At 61.9% G+C, this 14,285-nt stretch carries 21 protein-coding genes; 20 read left to right on the forward strand and 1 reads right to left on the reverse strand.

The window, feature by feature from the left end; all coding sequences use genetic code 11:
• Positions 1 to 47: 47 nt before the first annotated feature.
• The 20 genes from ACIPUB_RS01715 (at position 48) to ACIPUB_RS01810 (ending at position 13,074) form a co-directional block, all read left to right on the forward strand.
• Positions 48 to 1,007, forward strand: a complete 960-nt coding sequence (locus tag ACIPUB_RS01715) for an endonuclease/exonuclease/phosphatase family protein (protein ID WP_407605829.1) — start codon at positions 48 to 50, stop codon at positions 1,005 to 1,007.
• 369 nt (positions 1,008 to 1,376) lie between these two features.
• Positions 1,377 to 1,745 (forward strand): 50S ribosomal protein L14, encoded by a 369-nt coding sequence (gene rplN / locus ACIPUB_RS01720; RefSeq protein WP_264270837.1) that lies wholly within the window; start codon positions 1,377 to 1,379, stop codon positions 1,743 to 1,745.
• Positions 1,746 to 1,747: 2 nt separating this feature from the next.
• Positions 1,748 to 2,092 (forward strand): 50S ribosomal protein L24, encoded by a 345-nt coding sequence (rplX, locus tag ACIPUB_RS01725; protein ID WP_071212944.1) that lies wholly within the window; start codon positions 1,748 to 1,750, stop codon positions 2,090 to 2,092.
• On the forward strand, positions 2,092 to 2,661 hold the full coding sequence (gene rplE / locus ACIPUB_RS01730) for a 50S ribosomal protein L5 (protein WP_264270838.1): 570 nt from the start codon (positions 2,092 to 2,094) through the stop codon (positions 2,659 to 2,661). Before rplX ends, rplE begins: the two co-directional genes overlap by 1 nt.
• 62 nt (positions 2,662 to 2,723) lie before the next feature.
• The gene (rpsH, locus tag ACIPUB_RS01735; protein WP_007271041.1) at positions 2,724 to 3,122 is read left to right on the forward strand and encodes a 30S ribosomal protein S8; all 399 of its coding nucleotides are present in this window, start codon (positions 2,724 to 2,726) and stop codon (positions 3,120 to 3,122) included.
• Positions 3,123 to 3,143: 21 nt separating this feature from the next.
• Positions 3,144 to 3,680 carry a 50S ribosomal protein L6 gene (gene rplF / locus ACIPUB_RS01740; protein WP_264270839.1) on the forward strand — a complete coding sequence of 179 codons (537 nt, stop codon included), beginning with the start codon at positions 3,144 to 3,146 and terminating at the stop codon, positions 3,678 to 3,680.
• A 2-nt stretch (positions 3,681 to 3,682) separates the two neighbouring features.
• Positions 3,683 to 4,054 carry a 50S ribosomal protein L18 gene (rplR, locus tag ACIPUB_RS01745; protein WP_264270840.1) on the forward strand — a complete coding sequence of 124 codons (372 nt, stop codon included), beginning with the start codon at positions 3,683 to 3,685 and terminating at the stop codon, positions 4,052 to 4,054.
• Positions 4,051 to 4,758, forward strand: a complete 708-nt coding sequence (gene rpsE, locus ACIPUB_RS01750) for a 30S ribosomal protein S5 (RefSeq protein ID WP_264270841.1) — start codon at positions 4,051 to 4,053, stop codon at positions 4,756 to 4,758. The genes rplR and rpsE overlap by 4 nt, the downstream gene beginning before the upstream one ends.
• Before the next feature lie 3 nt (positions 4,759 to 4,761).
• A complete protein-coding gene (rpmD, locus tag ACIPUB_RS01755) occupies positions 4,762 to 4,968 on the forward strand; it encodes a 50S ribosomal protein L30 (protein ID WP_217389431.1) in 207 nt (68 codons plus the stop codon).
• Between the two features lie 2 nt (positions 4,969 to 4,970).
• Positions 4,971 to 5,426 (forward strand): 50S ribosomal protein L15, encoded by a 456-nt coding sequence (gene rplO, locus ACIPUB_RS01760; protein WP_264270842.1) that lies wholly within the window; start codon positions 4,971 to 4,973, stop codon positions 5,424 to 5,426.
• Positions 5,427 to 5,713: 287 nt separating this feature from the next.
• On the forward strand, positions 5,714 to 7,018 hold the full coding sequence (secY, locus tag ACIPUB_RS01765; RefSeq protein WP_264270843.1) for a preprotein translocase subunit SecY: 1,305 nt from the start codon (positions 5,714 to 5,716) through the stop codon (positions 7,016 to 7,018).
• Positions 7,015 to 7,587, forward strand: coding sequence for an adenylate kinase (locus ACIPUB_RS01770; RefSeq protein ID WP_264270844.1), 573 nt, complete (start codon positions 7,015 to 7,017; stop codon positions 7,585 to 7,587). Before secY ends, ACIPUB_RS01770 begins: the two co-directional genes overlap by 4 nt.
• A 108-nt stretch (positions 7,588 to 7,695) precedes the next feature.
• The gene (map, locus tag ACIPUB_RS01775) at positions 7,696 to 8,526 is read left to right on the forward strand and encodes a type I methionyl aminopeptidase (protein ID WP_407605830.1); all 831 of its coding nucleotides are present in this window, start codon (positions 7,696 to 7,698) and stop codon (positions 8,524 to 8,526) included.
• Positions 8,527 to 8,769: 243 nt separating this feature from the next.
• A complete protein-coding gene (infA, locus tag ACIPUB_RS01780) occupies positions 8,770 to 8,991 on the forward strand; it encodes a translation initiation factor IF-1 (RefSeq protein ID WP_068731548.1) in 222 nt (73 codons plus the stop codon).
• An 85-nt stretch (positions 8,992 to 9,076) separates the two neighbouring features.
• Positions 9,077 to 9,190, forward strand: coding sequence for a 50S ribosomal protein L36 (rpmJ, locus tag ACIPUB_RS01785; RefSeq protein WP_013349661.1), 114 nt, complete (start codon positions 9,077 to 9,079; stop codon positions 9,188 to 9,190).
• Positions 9,191 to 9,340: 150 nt separating this feature from the next.
• The gene (gene rpsM / locus ACIPUB_RS01790) at positions 9,341 to 9,715 is read left to right on the forward strand and encodes a 30S ribosomal protein S13 (RefSeq protein ID WP_113762222.1); all 375 of its coding nucleotides are present in this window, start codon (positions 9,341 to 9,343) and stop codon (positions 9,713 to 9,715) included.
• Positions 9,716 to 9,758: 43 nt separating this feature from the next.
• Positions 9,759 to 10,160, forward strand: a complete 402-nt coding sequence (gene rpsK / locus ACIPUB_RS01795; RefSeq protein WP_264270846.1) for a 30S ribosomal protein S11 — start codon at positions 9,759 to 9,761, stop codon at positions 10,158 to 10,160.
• Positions 10,161 to 10,331: 171 nt separating this feature from the next.
• Positions 10,332 to 11,339 carry a DNA-directed RNA polymerase subunit alpha gene (locus tag ACIPUB_RS01800; protein WP_217389437.1) on the forward strand — a complete coding sequence of 336 codons (1,008 nt, stop codon included), beginning with the start codon at positions 10,332 to 10,334 and terminating at the stop codon, positions 11,337 to 11,339.
• A 94-nt stretch (positions 11,340 to 11,433) separates the two neighbouring features.
• Positions 11,434 to 11,946 carry a 50S ribosomal protein L17 gene (gene rplQ / locus ACIPUB_RS01805; RefSeq protein WP_407605831.1) on the forward strand — a complete coding sequence of 171 codons (513 nt, stop codon included), beginning with the start codon at positions 11,434 to 11,436 and terminating at the stop codon, positions 11,944 to 11,946.
• Positions 11,947 to 12,120: 174 nt separating this feature from the next.
• A complete protein-coding gene (locus tag ACIPUB_RS01810; protein ID WP_407605832.1) occupies positions 12,121 to 13,074 on the forward strand; it encodes a tRNA pseudouridine synthase A in 954 nt (317 codons plus the stop codon).
• A 128-nt stretch (positions 13,075 to 13,202) separates the two neighbouring features.
• Here the strand turns inward: ACIPUB_RS01810 and ACIPUB_RS01815 are convergent, their stop codons facing one another.
• Positions 13,203 to 14,024 carry a DUF4184 family protein gene (locus ACIPUB_RS01815; RefSeq protein ID WP_407605833.1) on the reverse strand — a complete coding sequence of 274 codons (822 nt, stop codon included), beginning with the start codon at positions 14,022 to 14,024 and terminating at the stop codon, positions 13,203 to 13,205.
• Positions 14,025 to 14,285 lie beyond the last annotated feature (261 nt).

Here is a 14,285-nt window from a genome sequence, read left to right on the forward strand (position 1 = left end):
GGGGATGGAGCACGGTGGGAAGCACTCGGCGGGGAAACCCGGCAAGGATGCGGAAACCGCTGGCCCTGCGCCTGGTTCCGGTGCTGGTTCCCGGGTTGGTCCTGGCCGCGCTGCCACACCTCTCCGTTGGTCCTTTCAGGATCCTGGCGGTGCTGCAGGCCCTTTTGCCGCTGTGGTGCGTGGCCGCCCTGCTGGCCTGCCTGGTCCTGGCGTTGCGCCGCGCCTTCGTTCCCGCCGCGGTGTTGCTGGTCCTTGCCGCCGCCTCGTTGGCACCGGTCGTGGCACCCTCCGTGGGGTCGGTGACCGGGACGACGTGCACACCGGGGGAGCAGGTGCGCGTGCTCTCGCTGAACGCGGAGCACGGACGCGCCGACACTTCCTCCCTGGCCGAGGTGATCCGCGATTCGGCCCCGGATGTGCTGGTGCTTGTCGAGTCCAGCGAACCGATGCTCACGGCGCTGGCAGCAGGGTTCCCCGCATGGGAGTACACGCACCGGACGGGGAAAGTGGTCACGGGCGGAAGCGCGGACACCGTGATCCTCTCCAGGCACCCGCTGCGGGAAGAGGCCGCGGGGGCGCTCCAATCAAACGGTGCGCTCTTCGACGTTCCCGTGGCCGTCATCGAACATCCGCTGGCCGGTCCCATCCGGGTCGCCGGTGTCCATCCGGCGCCGCCGACCTACTCGCCGTCGTCCTGGGCAGGCACCCTGCAAGACCTCGGGGCCTGGAAGCATGGACAGACCGGTATGCCGCTGGTGATGGCGGGGGACTTCAACGCCACGGCCGCGCACCCGCAATTCCGGGCCCTGGCAGCCGGCCTTGTGGAAGCCTCCCCGAGGTTGGGACCATGGGCAGGTGCCACTTGGCCCGCCGACATGGACCTGCCCGCGTTCGCGGGGATCGACCATGTCCTGGTTCGCGGTCTGGCGGTGCTCGGCTCCGAGCGTTTCTCGGTGCCCGGCACCGACCACCACGGGATCGTGGCGCGTCTGGCTTTCTGCCGATGACCGACGTCCCCAAAAGGCGCGGAATTCCGGGGGGCGTGTGTGACCAAGGACCACCCGCGGGCACATAGCATACGGTTTCGGGATCGTGCATCCGTGCGGTAGACTTTATTTTCTGTGCGCGTTGTGTATGGGGACTATCCACCTCCTTCATGATGCATAGTGCGGCCGGAGGGTTTTTTACGGGCCCGAAAGTCGTGCGGCATAGCTCTGAGCCTAAGCCTCGGCCCTGCTTCCCCAGCTTCACATGTTTTTCGCCCTCGGGCGTTGTGCATCGTGGTGTTTGGAGGTGGGGGTAAGCAGAAGCTGAGATGGACCATATCCGTTCCGCAAGGCTCCCTAGGAGAACCAGCGAGACGACAGGAGTAAAAAGTGATTCAGCAGGAATCGCGACTGAAGATTGCCGACAACACCGGTGCTAAGGAAATCCTTACCATTCGTGTTCTCGGTGGATCTGGCCGTCGCTATGCAGGCATCGGCGACGTAATCGTCGCCACCGTCAAGGATGCAATCCCGGGCGGAAACGTAAAGAAGGGTGACGTCGTCAAGGCTGTCATCGTTCGCACCAAGAAGGAACGTCGACGCGTCGACGGTTCCTACATCAAGTTCGACGAGAACGCAGCTGTCATCCTCAAGGCTGACGGTGAGCCCCGCGGTACCCGTATTTTCGGTCCGGTGGGTCGTGAACTTCGCGATAAGAAGTTCATGAAGATCGTTTCCCTGGCTCCGGAGGTACTGTAACCATGGGTGCAAAGATTAAGAAGGGTGACCTCGTTCAGGTCATCGCCGGTTCCGACCGCAACAAGCAGGGCAAGGTGCTGAAGGTATTCCCCGCAGCACAGCGCGTGCTTGTTGAGGGTGTCAACCGCGTCACCAAGCACACCAAGGCCGGCCAGACCGAGCGTGGCACGCAGACCGGTGGCATTGAGGTCGTTGAGGCCCCGATGCACATCTCGAATGTCGCAATCGTTGACCCGGAAACCAAGAAGCCGACCCGCGTTGGCTTCCGCGAGGAAACCGTGGAGAAGAACGGCGTGTCCAAGACCGTCCGTGTTCGCTTCGCCAAGTCTTCCGGAAAGGCACTGTAATGACTGAAGCAGCTGTGAACATCCAGCCTCGCCTTAAGGCCAAGTACAACGCCGAAATCCGCGAAACCCTGACGAACGAGTTCAGCTACGCCAACCCGATGCAGGTCCCGGGCCTGGTCAAGGTTGTTGTGAACATGGGTGTTGGCGAAGCCGCCAAGGACTCCAAGCTCATCGAAGGCGCAGTTCGCGACCTCACCGCCATCACCGGCCAGAAGCCGTTGGTAACCAAGGCACGCAAGTCGATCGCACAGTTCAAGCTGCGCGAAGGCATGCCGATTGGTACCCACGCCACCCTGCGCGGAGATCGCATGTGGGAATTCGTGGACCGCTTGGTTTCGCTGGCACTGCCGCGTATCCGTGACTTCCGTGGCCTGAGCCCGAAGCAGTTCGACGGCAACGGAAACTACACCTTCGGTCTCACGGAACAGTCCATGTTCCACGAAATCGATGTTGATTCCATTGACCGCGTTCGCGGCATGGACATCACCGTAGTGACCACCGCGAAGACCGACGACGAAGGTCGTGCCTTGCTCAAGGCACTGGGCTTCCCGTTCAAGACCGCCAACTAGATCAACTACGTTGCAGGTCCGCGCTTGCGCGGAAACCGTAGCGAGGAAGGGCAGAAGCCCAAATGACAATGACAGATCCTGTCGCAGATATGCTGACTCGTCTGCGTAACGCCAACTCGGCTTACCACGACACGGTTTCCATGCCGTCGTCGAAGCTGAAGGTGCGCGTTGCACAGATCCTCAAGGAACAGGGCTACATCGCCTCGTTCGTTGAAGAAGCAGCAGAGGTTGGCAAGAAGCTGACCATCACCCTGAAGTTCGGCCCGAGCCGCGAGCGTTCAATCGCTGGCGTTCGCCGTATTTCCAAGCCGGGCCTGCGTGTATACGCAAAGTCCACCAACTTGCCGCACGTCCTTGGTGGCCTCGGCATTGCAATCCTGTCCACGTCCTCCGGTCTGCTCACCGACCGCCAGGCAGCCAAGAAGGGTGTAGGTGGGGAAGTCCTCGCCTACGTCTGGTAACGGGAAAGGGAGAAAGAAACCATGTCACGTATTGGACGTCTTCCGATCACTGTTCCTGCCGGCGTAGAGCTCAAGATTGATGGCGACATTGTCTCCGTCAAGGGCTCCAAGGGCGAACTGACGCACACCGTACCCAGCCCGATTGCGGTTGTTCTCGAAGAGAACACCGTAACCGTGTCGCGCCCGAACGACGAGCGCGATTCGCGTTCGCTGCACGGCCTGACCCGCACCCTGATCGAGAACATGATCATCGGTGTCACCGCTGGCTACGAAAAGAAGCTCGAAATCCACGGTACCGGTTACCGCGTAGTGGCAAAGGGTTCGAACCTCGAGTTCGCCCTGGGCTACTCGCACCCGGTTGTTGTCGAAGCTCCCGAGGGCATTGCCTTCGCGCTCGACGGCAACACCAAGATCACCGTCTCGGGTATCAACAAGCAGCAGGTTGGCGAAGTTTCCGCCAACATCCGCAAGCTCCGCAAGCCTGACCCGTACAAGGGCAAGGGCGTTCGGTACGCTGGCGAAATCATCCGCCGCAAGGTCGGAAAGGCTGGTAAGTAACCATGGCTCTGGGAATCAAGGGTAAGAGCAAGGCCGCCGCACGCGGCCGCCGCCACTTGCGTGTCCGTAAGCGCATCACCGGCACCGAGGTGCGTCCGCGCCTGGTCGTCAACCGCTCGGCACGCCACATCTTCGTCCAGATCGTAGACGATAGCAAGGGCATCACCGTTGCTTACGCGTCGACGATGGAAGCCGACTTGCGCACGTTCGATGGTGACAAGACCGCCAAGGCCAAGCGCATTGGCGAGCTCGTTGCCGAGCGCGCCAAGGCCGCAGGCATCGAGTCCGTGGTCTTCGACCGCGGCGGCAACAAGTACCACGGTCGCGTGGCAGCTGTTGCTGAGGGTGCACGTGAAGGTGGGCTGGCACTGTGAGCGAAGCAACTAACAAGAAGGAAACTCAGGTGTCTGAAGCTACTGAGGCAGCTGCTGCTGCTCCTGCCGCCGACAAGGCCGGCGCCGCTCGCGGCGAAGGCCGTGGACGTGGCGGCGAAGGCCGTGGCCGTGGCGAGGGTCGTGGCCGTGGCCGCGATTCGAAGGACAGCCGCAACGACGACAAGGACAAGTTCCTTGAGCGCGTTGTAGCCATCAACCGCGTATCCAAGGTCGTCAAGGGTGGTCGTCGCTTCAGCTTCACCGCACTTGTCGTCGTGGGTGACGGCAACGGTCTCGTTGGCGTCGGCTACGGCAAGGCCAAGGAAGTTCCGGCAGCAATCGCCAAGGGCGTTGAAGAAGCCAAGAAGTCCTTCTTCCGCGTTCCCCGCGTCGGCACCACCATCCCGCACCTGGTGCAGGGTGAAGCCGCTGCCGGCGTTGTCCTCCTGCGTCCGGCTTCGCCGGGTACCGGTGTTATCGCCGGTGGTCCGGTTCGCGCCGTACTGGAATGCGCAGGCATCCACGATGTTCTGTCGAAGTCCATGGGCTCGACCAACCAGATCAACATCGTCCACGGCACCGTTGCCGCCCTGAAGGCCCTTGAAGAGCCTCAGGCAGTAGCAGCACGTCGTGGCCTGCCGTTGGAAGAAGTTGTTTCGGCACAGATGCTGTGGAACATCCAGAACCAGAAGGCAGGTGCGTAAGTAGTGGCGAAGAATTTTGTCCCTAGCGACGCAAATCTGGCAATCACCCAGATCAGGTCCATCATTGGTGTAAAGCAGAACCAGCGCGATACCCTTCGCTCGCTTGGCTTGAAGCGCATCGGACACACCGTGTTCCGTACCGCTGATGCAGTGACCGTTGGCATGATCAACACGGTTCCGCACCTCGTAAAGGTTGAGGAGGCGAAGTAATCATGGCTGAAAAAGAAAACGCACTGAAGGTACACCACCTGCGTCCGGCCGAAGGTTCCAAGAAGGCCAAGACCCGTGTGGGTCGTGGTGAAGGATCCAAGGGTAAGACCGCAGGTCGCGGTATGAAGGGCACCAAGGCGCGCTACCAGGTCAAGGCCGGCTTCGCCGGTGGCCAGTTGCCGCTGCACATGCGTCTTCCGAAGCTTCGCGGCTTCAAGAACCCGTTCCGCGTCGAGTACCAGGTTGTTAACCTGGACAAGATCTCGGAGCTGTTCCCCGAAGGTGGCGAAGTCACCGTTGAGGCACTGATCGCGAAGGGCGCCGTTCGCAAGAACGAGCCCGTCAAGGTCCTTGGCTCGGGCGAACTGACCGTCAAGGTCGACGTCAAGGTCAACGCCTTCTCGTCCTCCGCAGCGGAAAAGATCGCCGCAGCCGGCGGCTCTGCAGTAGAGCTCTAAGCTACGTGGTCTCTTGATCACACAGTGAGAGGGGGGTGGACCCGGAATTCGCATGGCGGATTCCGGGACCACCCCCCTTTTTCTTACCGTTTCACCACCCCGTTACCATCGGCATCCGCAGGACGCCGGCACGCGGTCACCGGGGCTGTTTTCCCGCCGAATATCCCAATCGGCCAGGGAATGATTTCGGTTTTGCCGCGGTGCATTTGGCGAGTCACGCTCGCCACCCGCTAGAATCAGTAGGTCAACACCCGGGTTTGCCGGGCCACCATCCTTCAGGAGGACGCTTGTTCGCCGCCATTGCCCGGGTATTCCGGACGCCTGACCTGCGACGCAAGTTGTTGTTCACGCTCGCCATTATCGCGATTTACCGCATGGGTGTCTATATCCCTGCTCCCGGCGTGGACTACTCGAACGTCCAGCAGTGCCTTGCCGCGGGTAACACCACCGGCGGGCTGTACCAGTTCGTGAACCTGTTCAGCGGCGGCGCCCTGCTCCAGGTCTCCATCTTCGCCATGGGCATCATGCCGTACATCACGGCCTCGATCATCGTCCAGCTGTTGCGCGTGGTGATTCCGCGCTTCGAGGAACTGCACAAGGAAGGCCAGTCCGGACAGGCCGTCCTGACCCAGTACACCCGTTACCTGACGATCGCGTTGGGCCTGTTGCAGGCCACCACGCTGGTCTCGCTGGCCCGCAGCGGCATGCTCTTCCCCTCCTGCCAACTGCCGATCGTCCCGGATGACAGCTTGTGGATCATCGTGCTGATGATCTTCACGCTGACCGCCGGCACCGGCCTGATCATGTGGATGGGCGAGCTGGCCACCGAGCGCGGCGTCGGCAACGGCATGTCCCTGCTGATCTTCGTCTCCATCGCCTCGGGCTTCCCCTCCGCCATGGGCGCCATCGCCACCTCGCAGGGCTGGGGCGTCTTCATTGGCGTCATCCTCATCGGCGTCGCCGTGATCGGCCTGGTCGTCTTCGTGGAGCAGTCCCAGCGCCGCATCCCGGTCCAGTACGCCAAGCGCATGATCGGGCGCCGCACCGTGGGTGGCACCTCCACCTACATCCCGATCAAGGTCAACATGGCCGGCGTCATCCCGGTGATCTTCGCATCCTCGATGCTGGCGCTGCCGACCATGCTGGTCTCGTTCAACACGCGGGCCGACGGCACGCTGCCGGACTGGGCGCTGTGGGTGCAGACGAACTTCTCCGGCTCGTCCCCGCTCTACATGGTCGCCTACACGTTGCTGACCATTGGCTTCACCTACTTCTACGTCGCGATCACGTTCAACCCGACCGAGGTTGCCGACAACATGAAGCAGTACGGCGGATTCATCCCGGGCATCCGCGCAGGACGCCCCACGGCCGAGTACCTCGAGTACGTGCTCAGCCGCATCACCTTCCCCGGTGCCATTTACCTGGCATTCGTGGCCCTGATTCCGTTGATTGCCTTCGTGCTCATCAACGCCGATCAGAACTTCCCATTTGGCGGCACCTCGATCCTCATCATGGTTGGTGTGGGTCTTGAGACCGTCAAGCAAATCAACGCACAAATGCAGCAGCGACACTACGAAGGACTTCTGCGATGACAAGACTGTTGATCATTGGACCACCCGGTGCCGGCAAGGGCACCCAGGCGGACCGCATTTCCGAGCGCCTCAACGTTGTGGCCATCTCCACCGGCGACATCTTCCGCGCCAACGTCAAGGGCGGCACCCCGCTGGGCGTCGAGGCCAAGAAGTACATCGACGCAGGGAACTTCGTTCCCGACTCGGTCACCAACTCCATGGTCCGTGACCGCCTGTCCCAGGACGACGTCAAGGACGGCTTCCTGCTGGACGGCTACCCGCGCACCAGCGCCCAGGTCGACGAGCTGGATTCGATCCTGGCGGACGCCGGCGTGGAGCTTGACGCGGTGCTGCAGCTGACCGCCGATGACGACGAGCTCGTCGCCCGCCTGCTCAAGCGCGCCGAGATCGAGGGCCGCGCGGATGACAACGAAGAGGTCATCCGCCACCGCCTGGGCCTCTACCACGAGGAAACCGCCGTCGTGGTCAACCGCTACCAGGAGCGCGGCATCGTGCGCCTGGTCGACGGCATCGGCGAGATCGACGAAGTCACCGACCGCGTCATGGGCGCGCTGGGACAGAACGTCTAAATAGCTTGCACACGCGCAAACCGCGGGGATCGGCACCACACGTGCCGGCATCCCCGCGGTTTTTGCGCTAACGCCGCCCAGAAGATTCCTTGGAAGGGGACACACACCATGGCTTTGCGCCAACCAAAAATCGAGTACAAGACCAACACGCAGATCCTGAAGATGCGGGAAGCCGGATTGGTGCTGGCCGAGGCACTGGACGAAGCGGTTGCCGCCGCACAGATCGGGGTCACCACCGCACACCTTGACGAGGTGTTTGCCGCGGTGCTCGAACGCCACGGTGCGACATCCAACTTCAAGGGCTACCACGACTTCCCCGCGAACATCTGCGCCTCGGTCAACGACGAGGTCGTCCACGGCTTCCCGAGCGAGTACGTGCTCAAGGACGGGGACGTGCTGAAGATCGACGGCGGCGCCATCATCGAGGGCTGGCACGCCGACTCGGCACGCACCGTGATCGTGGGCAACGCGGACCCGGAGGACCAGCGACTGTCCGACATCACGCAGGAGGCCATGTGGCGCGGCATCGCGGCGCTTGCCGAGGCCCGCTTCGTCGGCCAGATCGGCGATGCCATCGACGACTTCGTCTCGGCCGTGCCGGGTAAGCCGCTGGGCATCCTGGAGGACTACGTCGGCCACGGCATCGGTTCGGAAATGCACCAGGCCCCGGACGTGCTCAACTACCGCACCGGCCACCGCGGTCCCCGCATCAAGCCGGGCATGTGCCTGGCCATCGAGCCCATGCTGGTGCGCGGGGGCCTGGAGACCAAGGTGCTCGAGGACGACTGGACTGTTGTCACCGTCGACGGAGCGCGCGCCTCGCAGTGGGAGCATTCGGTTGCCGTGCACATGGGCGGCATCTGGGTGCTGACTGCCCACGACGGGGGAGTGGCAGGCCTTGCCCCCTTCGGCGTGACGCCGTCCCCGATCGCTTCATAGCTTTCTTCCGCACCGGCCCACCTGCGGGCCGGTGCGGAAGCTGCCCGGAAAAAGTGTGGGCGATCTAACAAATCGGTTGGCCACTATGATTTCCCTTTAAGCCATATACCACGTAGGCTTGACTGTTGGTTGTCTGTTCCTTGGTGCCCAAAAGCTCATGCTTCGGGTGCCTCTGTTCTTGATGGCCAAGACCATAAACCTGTCGGGGGCAAAAGCCGCCGGCAACAAAAGTTAGCGGAGGATATGGCCAAGAAAGAGGGTGTCATCGAGGTAGAAGGCACCGTGTCAGAGGCACTGCCCAATGCGATGTTCCGTGTTGAGCTGCCCAACGGGCACGTTGTACTTGCAACTATCTCGGGAAAGATGCGTCAGCACTACATTCGAATCCTCCCAGAGGATCGCGTAGTGGTGGAACTCAGTCCGTATGACCTCAACCGCGGACGTATCGTTTACCGCTACAAGTAAAGATTTTTGTTCTTCCATCCCCTGGGGACGGGCGACAAAGGTAGTTACGCTCCACTTGAAACCGCAACCGCAAAAGGACAAAGCCTTGAAGGTTAACCCTAGCGTGAAGCCGATCTGCGATAAGTGCAAGGTGATCCGTCGTAATGGCGTGGTCATGGTGATCTGCGAAAACCCACGCCACAAGCAGCGTCAGGGCTAATTTCCCTCACGGGAAATCCTGCGCGTAGTAAAAGTAATTGGCAGCACAGCATCCACCGCGCGATGCATACCCACGGCACGGAGGCCGTGGACCGGGAACACTCGGGAATGTGCTGTTTTAGACCTCCGCACATCGAAAGGTAGACAGCATATGGCTCGTCTAGCTGGCGTAGACATCCCGCGCGAAAAGCGCGTGATTATTGCGCTCACATACATCTACGGCGTGGGCAAGACCCGTGCAGAACAGACCATCGCCGAGACCGGGATCAACCCGGACACTCGTGTGAAGGATCTGTCCGACGCTGAGCTGGTTCAGCTGCGTGACTTCATTGAAGGCAGCTTCAAGGTCGAGGGTGACCTCCGCCGCGAGGTGGCAGCTGATATCCGCCGCAAGGTTGAGATCGGCTCCTACGAAGGCATTCGCCACCGCAAGGGCCTGCCGGTCCGCGGTCAGCGCACCAAGACCAACGCTCGTACCCGCAAGGGCCCGAAGCGCACCGTCGCCGGTAAGAAGAAGACCCGCTAAATCTAGCGGTCGTCACTAAGCCAAATTTCTCGTAGGAGTAAGCATGCCCCCCAAGACTCGTGGAGCGGTCCGCAAGCCGCGTCGCAAGGACAAAAAGAATATCCCGCTCGGACAGGCGCACATCAAGAGCACCTTCAACAACACCATTGTTTCCATCACGGATCCCAACGGTGCTGTAATCTCGTGGGCCTCGGCCGGCGAGGTTGGATTCAAGGGTTCGCGTAAGTCCACTCCGTATGCTGCACAGATGGCCGCCGAGGCTGCTGCAAAGCGTGCACAGGAGCACGGACTTCGCAAGGTTGACGTTTTCGTCAAGGGCCCGGGCTCGGGACGCGAAACCGCGATCCGTTCGCTCCAGGCCGCTGGCCTGGAGGTTGGGTCCATCCAGGACGTTTCCCCAAGCGCACACAACGGCTGCCGCCCTTCAAAGCGTCGCCGCGTCTAATTGACTGTCTGGCTTTGATGCCGCCGCGTCTTTCTTCCGCAAGGGAGTTGGGCGCGGCGGCATGATCGCCACGGCAAGCCAGACCGAACCAGACGAACGCCGACGAGGCTTACGTCGTTTCCACCCCCTGTGTTGCGTCATATAGCGGACGCTCGCTGAAAGGAAATGTAAGTGCTTATTGCACAGCGCCCCACCCTGACCGAAGAAGTCGTAGCGGAGAACCGCTCCCGTTTCGTAATTGAACCGTTGGAGCCTGGCTTCGGCTACACCTTGGGAAACTCGCTTCGCCGTACCCTTCTCTCCTCCATTCCTGGTGCAGCTGTCACCAGTGTGCGGATCGACGGCGTACTGCACGAGTTCACCACCGTAGCCGGTGTTAAGGAAGATGTCACCGAGCTGATTCTGAACATCAAGAATCTCTCGGTCTCCTCCGAACACGATGAGCCGGTCGTCGCCTACCTGCGCAAGCAGGGCCCGGGCGTCGTCACCGCAGCCGACATCACCCCGCCAGCCGGCGTGGAATTCCACAACCCGGACCTGCACATCGCGACGCTGAACGCGAAGGGCAAGTTCGACATGGAACTGACCATCGAGCGTGGCCGCGGCTATGTTTCTGCAGCGCAGAACAAGAACGTGGACGCCGAGATCGGTCGCATCCCTGTGGATTCGATTTACTCGCCGGTACTCAAGGTGACCTTCCGCGTGGAGGCCACCCGTGTCGAGCAGCGCACCGACTTTGACAAGCTCATCGTCGATGTCGAGACCAAGGATTCGATGGCCCCGCGCGATGCAGTTGCATCTGCCGGCACCACCCTGGTTGAACTGTTCGGACTGGCTCGCGAGCTGAACACCGCCGCTGAAGGCATCGAGATCGGCCCGTCCCCGACGGACGCCGCCCTCGCAGCCGACATGGCGTTGCCGATCGAGGACCTCGAATTGACCGTTCGTTCGTACAACTGCCTCAAGCGTGAGGGCATCCACTCCGTGGGTGAACTCGTTGCACGCTCCGAGGCCGACCTGATGGACATCCGCAACTTTGGTGCGAAGTCCATCGACGAGGTCAAGGCGAAGCTGATCGATTTGGGTCTGGCCCTGAAGGATTCCCCTCCGGGCTTCGATCTTGCAGCACGTGCCGCCGCCATTGGCGACGATGACGTCTACGGTGACGAAGAAGTCTAAGACTTCTTGGCTCACCAGCTATAGAACTTAAACCTTTGTGCCCGGGTTCCCCCCGGGGTTCCGGGCACAAAGGCCACCATAATAGGAGAACACTATGCCTACCCCTCCCAAGGGTCCGCGTCTCGGCGGCAGCGCAGCTCACGAGCGTTTGATGCTCGCGAACCTGTCCGCGCAGCTGTTCGAGAACAAATCCATCACCACCACGCTGACCAAGGCCAAGCGCCTTCGTCCGCACGCAGAGCGCTTGATCACCTTCGCAAAGCGCGGAGACCTGGCCTCGCGTCGCCGCGTTCAGGCAGTCATTGCCTCGCGCAGCCGCACCAACAAGTCGATCGTTCACGAGCTGTTCGAGAACATCGCACCGCTCATGGCCGAGCGCCCGGGTGGCTACACCCGCATCACCAAGATCGGCAACCGCAAGGGCGACAACGCTCCGATGGCTGTCATCGAATTGGTCATGGAGCCGGTTTCCCCGAAGCAGGCCGTTGTGAAGGAAGCCGAAAAGGCTGCCGCAGTGGCTGCTCCGGCTGAAGAGGTCGTTGAGACCGAATCAACCGAAGCCGCAGAGGTTGCAGAGACCGAAGCTGCAGAGGAGAACAAGGCCTAGTCCTTGTTTACTCGGCAATAGCTGAATCGTTGGCCCGGTGCACTTATGCACCGGGCCAAAGTTTTAAGTACTGAAGCACCCCCGCCGTGCCATGGGCGCCCCCGGCGACAGGCGATAAGGGCGGGAGGACCCGCTCCGCGTCGGTGGGGGCGGCCACTGAACGAGGATCGTGAGATGAACACTTCCCCCATTGACCTCCGGCACCCCGGTCTTGCGCCGTCCGGAGGGGCCACCGAGCCCGCCACCGTGCGCCTGGCCATCCGGATCGGCTATGACGGAACCGCCTACAACGGCTGGGCGCTGCAGCCGGGCCTGCCCACCGTGCAGGGCGTCCTCGAGGCCGGCCTGTCAATGCTCGTCCGCCGCAACATCCGCACCGTGGTGGCAGGGCGCACCGATGCCGGCGTTCACGCCCGGAACCAGATCGCGCACTTCGATCTGACACCCACCGAGGTCGCGGGCCTGGCCCGCGGGTCGGGCCTGGAACCCGGTTTTGCCCTGCTGCGTCGACTGCGCGGGGTGCTGGGACGCGAGAACGGTGCGGTCCTGGTCCACGATGTCTGGATCGCACCGGATGGATTCGACGCACGCTTTTCCGCGCTCTGGCGCCGCTACTCGTACCGGATCGCCGACGGCCCGGCACGCTTCGACCCGCTCACCCGCGCCTACACGATGTGGCACAAGACAGAACTTGACGTCGGGTTGCTGAACTCCGAGGCCGTGAGCCTGCTCGGACGCCACGATTTCCTGTCTTTCTGCAAGCCGCGGGAGCATGCCACCACGATCCGCACGCTCACGGAATTTTCGTTTGTCCGCGATGCCGAGGGGATCATCGTGGCCCACCTGAAGGCCGACGCCTTTTGCCACAACATGGTCAGGGCCATGATCGGTGCATGCATCAAGGTCGGCGACGGACGCGAGACCCCGGGGTGGGTGGCCAGGCGACTTGCGGAGGCAGTGCGCGATTCACGGATCATGTTGGCCGACCCTCGCGCCCTGGTGCTTGAGGAAGTCGCCTATCCGCTGGATGACCACGAGATCGCCAGACGTGCTGCGTTGACGCGGACCCGGCGCAAGCCGGACGATATCACCACCGACCTGCCGGAGTTGCTCGGATTCACCGAGTAGGGACCCCCGTGGCGGCAAGGCCTGAGGCGGGAGCGCCGATCGGCCCGTGGGGGATTCCCTCTCCTGCAAGGCGAGCCAAACGCCGGTTCACAGTGGTGAAGTAGGCCTGCGCAGCGAAGCGGCTGAAGCTAGCTTCGGACCATGCCCACGCCGTGAAACTTCCGGATCTTGGCGATGACATGCCATGCGACACCGTATGCGGCCAATGCCATCATCGCCCCGGCGCCGCTTTGTCGGATGACGATCTGCAGGAAGACTTCGGCACTGGCCGTATCTTCGACCACCGGAACCACATCCTGGCCCAGGCCCACAAAAACAGCCGTCTCGGCCGGGACCAATAAGAACATGGCCAGCATCAGGGTGCGCACATAGCGGGCCCTGAGTTCGTCGGCACTTTCGATCGTGTCGGAGGCTTTTCGCCGTTTCAGGTACCAGATTGCCAGGAACCCCAGGCCTACGATGCTGCTGCCATGTTGCAGGATGCGGAAGAGGGGAATGCCGCCAACGGGTGAAATGCCCAGGAAGGGCAATTGCTGAACCACCCACCCGGAAGAATGCGTAAACGAGTCCCACACGAGGTGGGTGAGAAGCCCGAGCATCAGGGAGTAGAACGTCCACAGAACGATGCGCGCGCTGGTGGGCCGACGTCCCGTGGGAGCGGGATTGGCCGGTATCCAGGACTTGGGAAGTGCCCATCGAACTGGTTCCCGCACCAGCCACAGGAAACCGGCCAGCACCAAGGCCAGCGGCAATCCGACGGACAAGATCTGGGTGAAATCGTGCGAATTGACGCCGTTGAGGATTGAGGCGAACCGGCCGTGCCTGCTTGGTGGCACCATCAGGAAGTATGGAAGATCAGGGGCCATCGCGCCTGCGACAAGCGCGAGCGGAACGAGCGGCTGGCGCACGAACGGAAGGACAGCGGCCGCATGGGCCAGGGTAAAGGGCAATGGGATCCTTGAATCGTTGCGTCGTAGTCCGGGAGGCAACATTTTTCTGATGCGCAGGAGGTAGCTTCAAGCCTAATTGGCTCGTTGCGGGATGTCCCTGCTGTGCACTGTTGCGACCGACACGTCTGCCTTGGTTGTGGAGCAATCCACGGCATTCGCAACCAGTCGGCATATCCAAACCGGGAGCAATCCCGTGCGCAAAGAGAACGGACGTTTGGTGCCGCTGGTACGGGCCTACGTGACTCTTTTTGCCTTGAAGAT

The sequence above is a fragment of the Paeniglutamicibacter sp. ORCA_105 genome (assembly GCF_045798545.1).
Lineage (GTDB): Bacteria > Actinomycetota > Actinomycetes > Actinomycetales > Micrococcaceae > Paeniglutamicibacter > Paeniglutamicibacter sulfureus.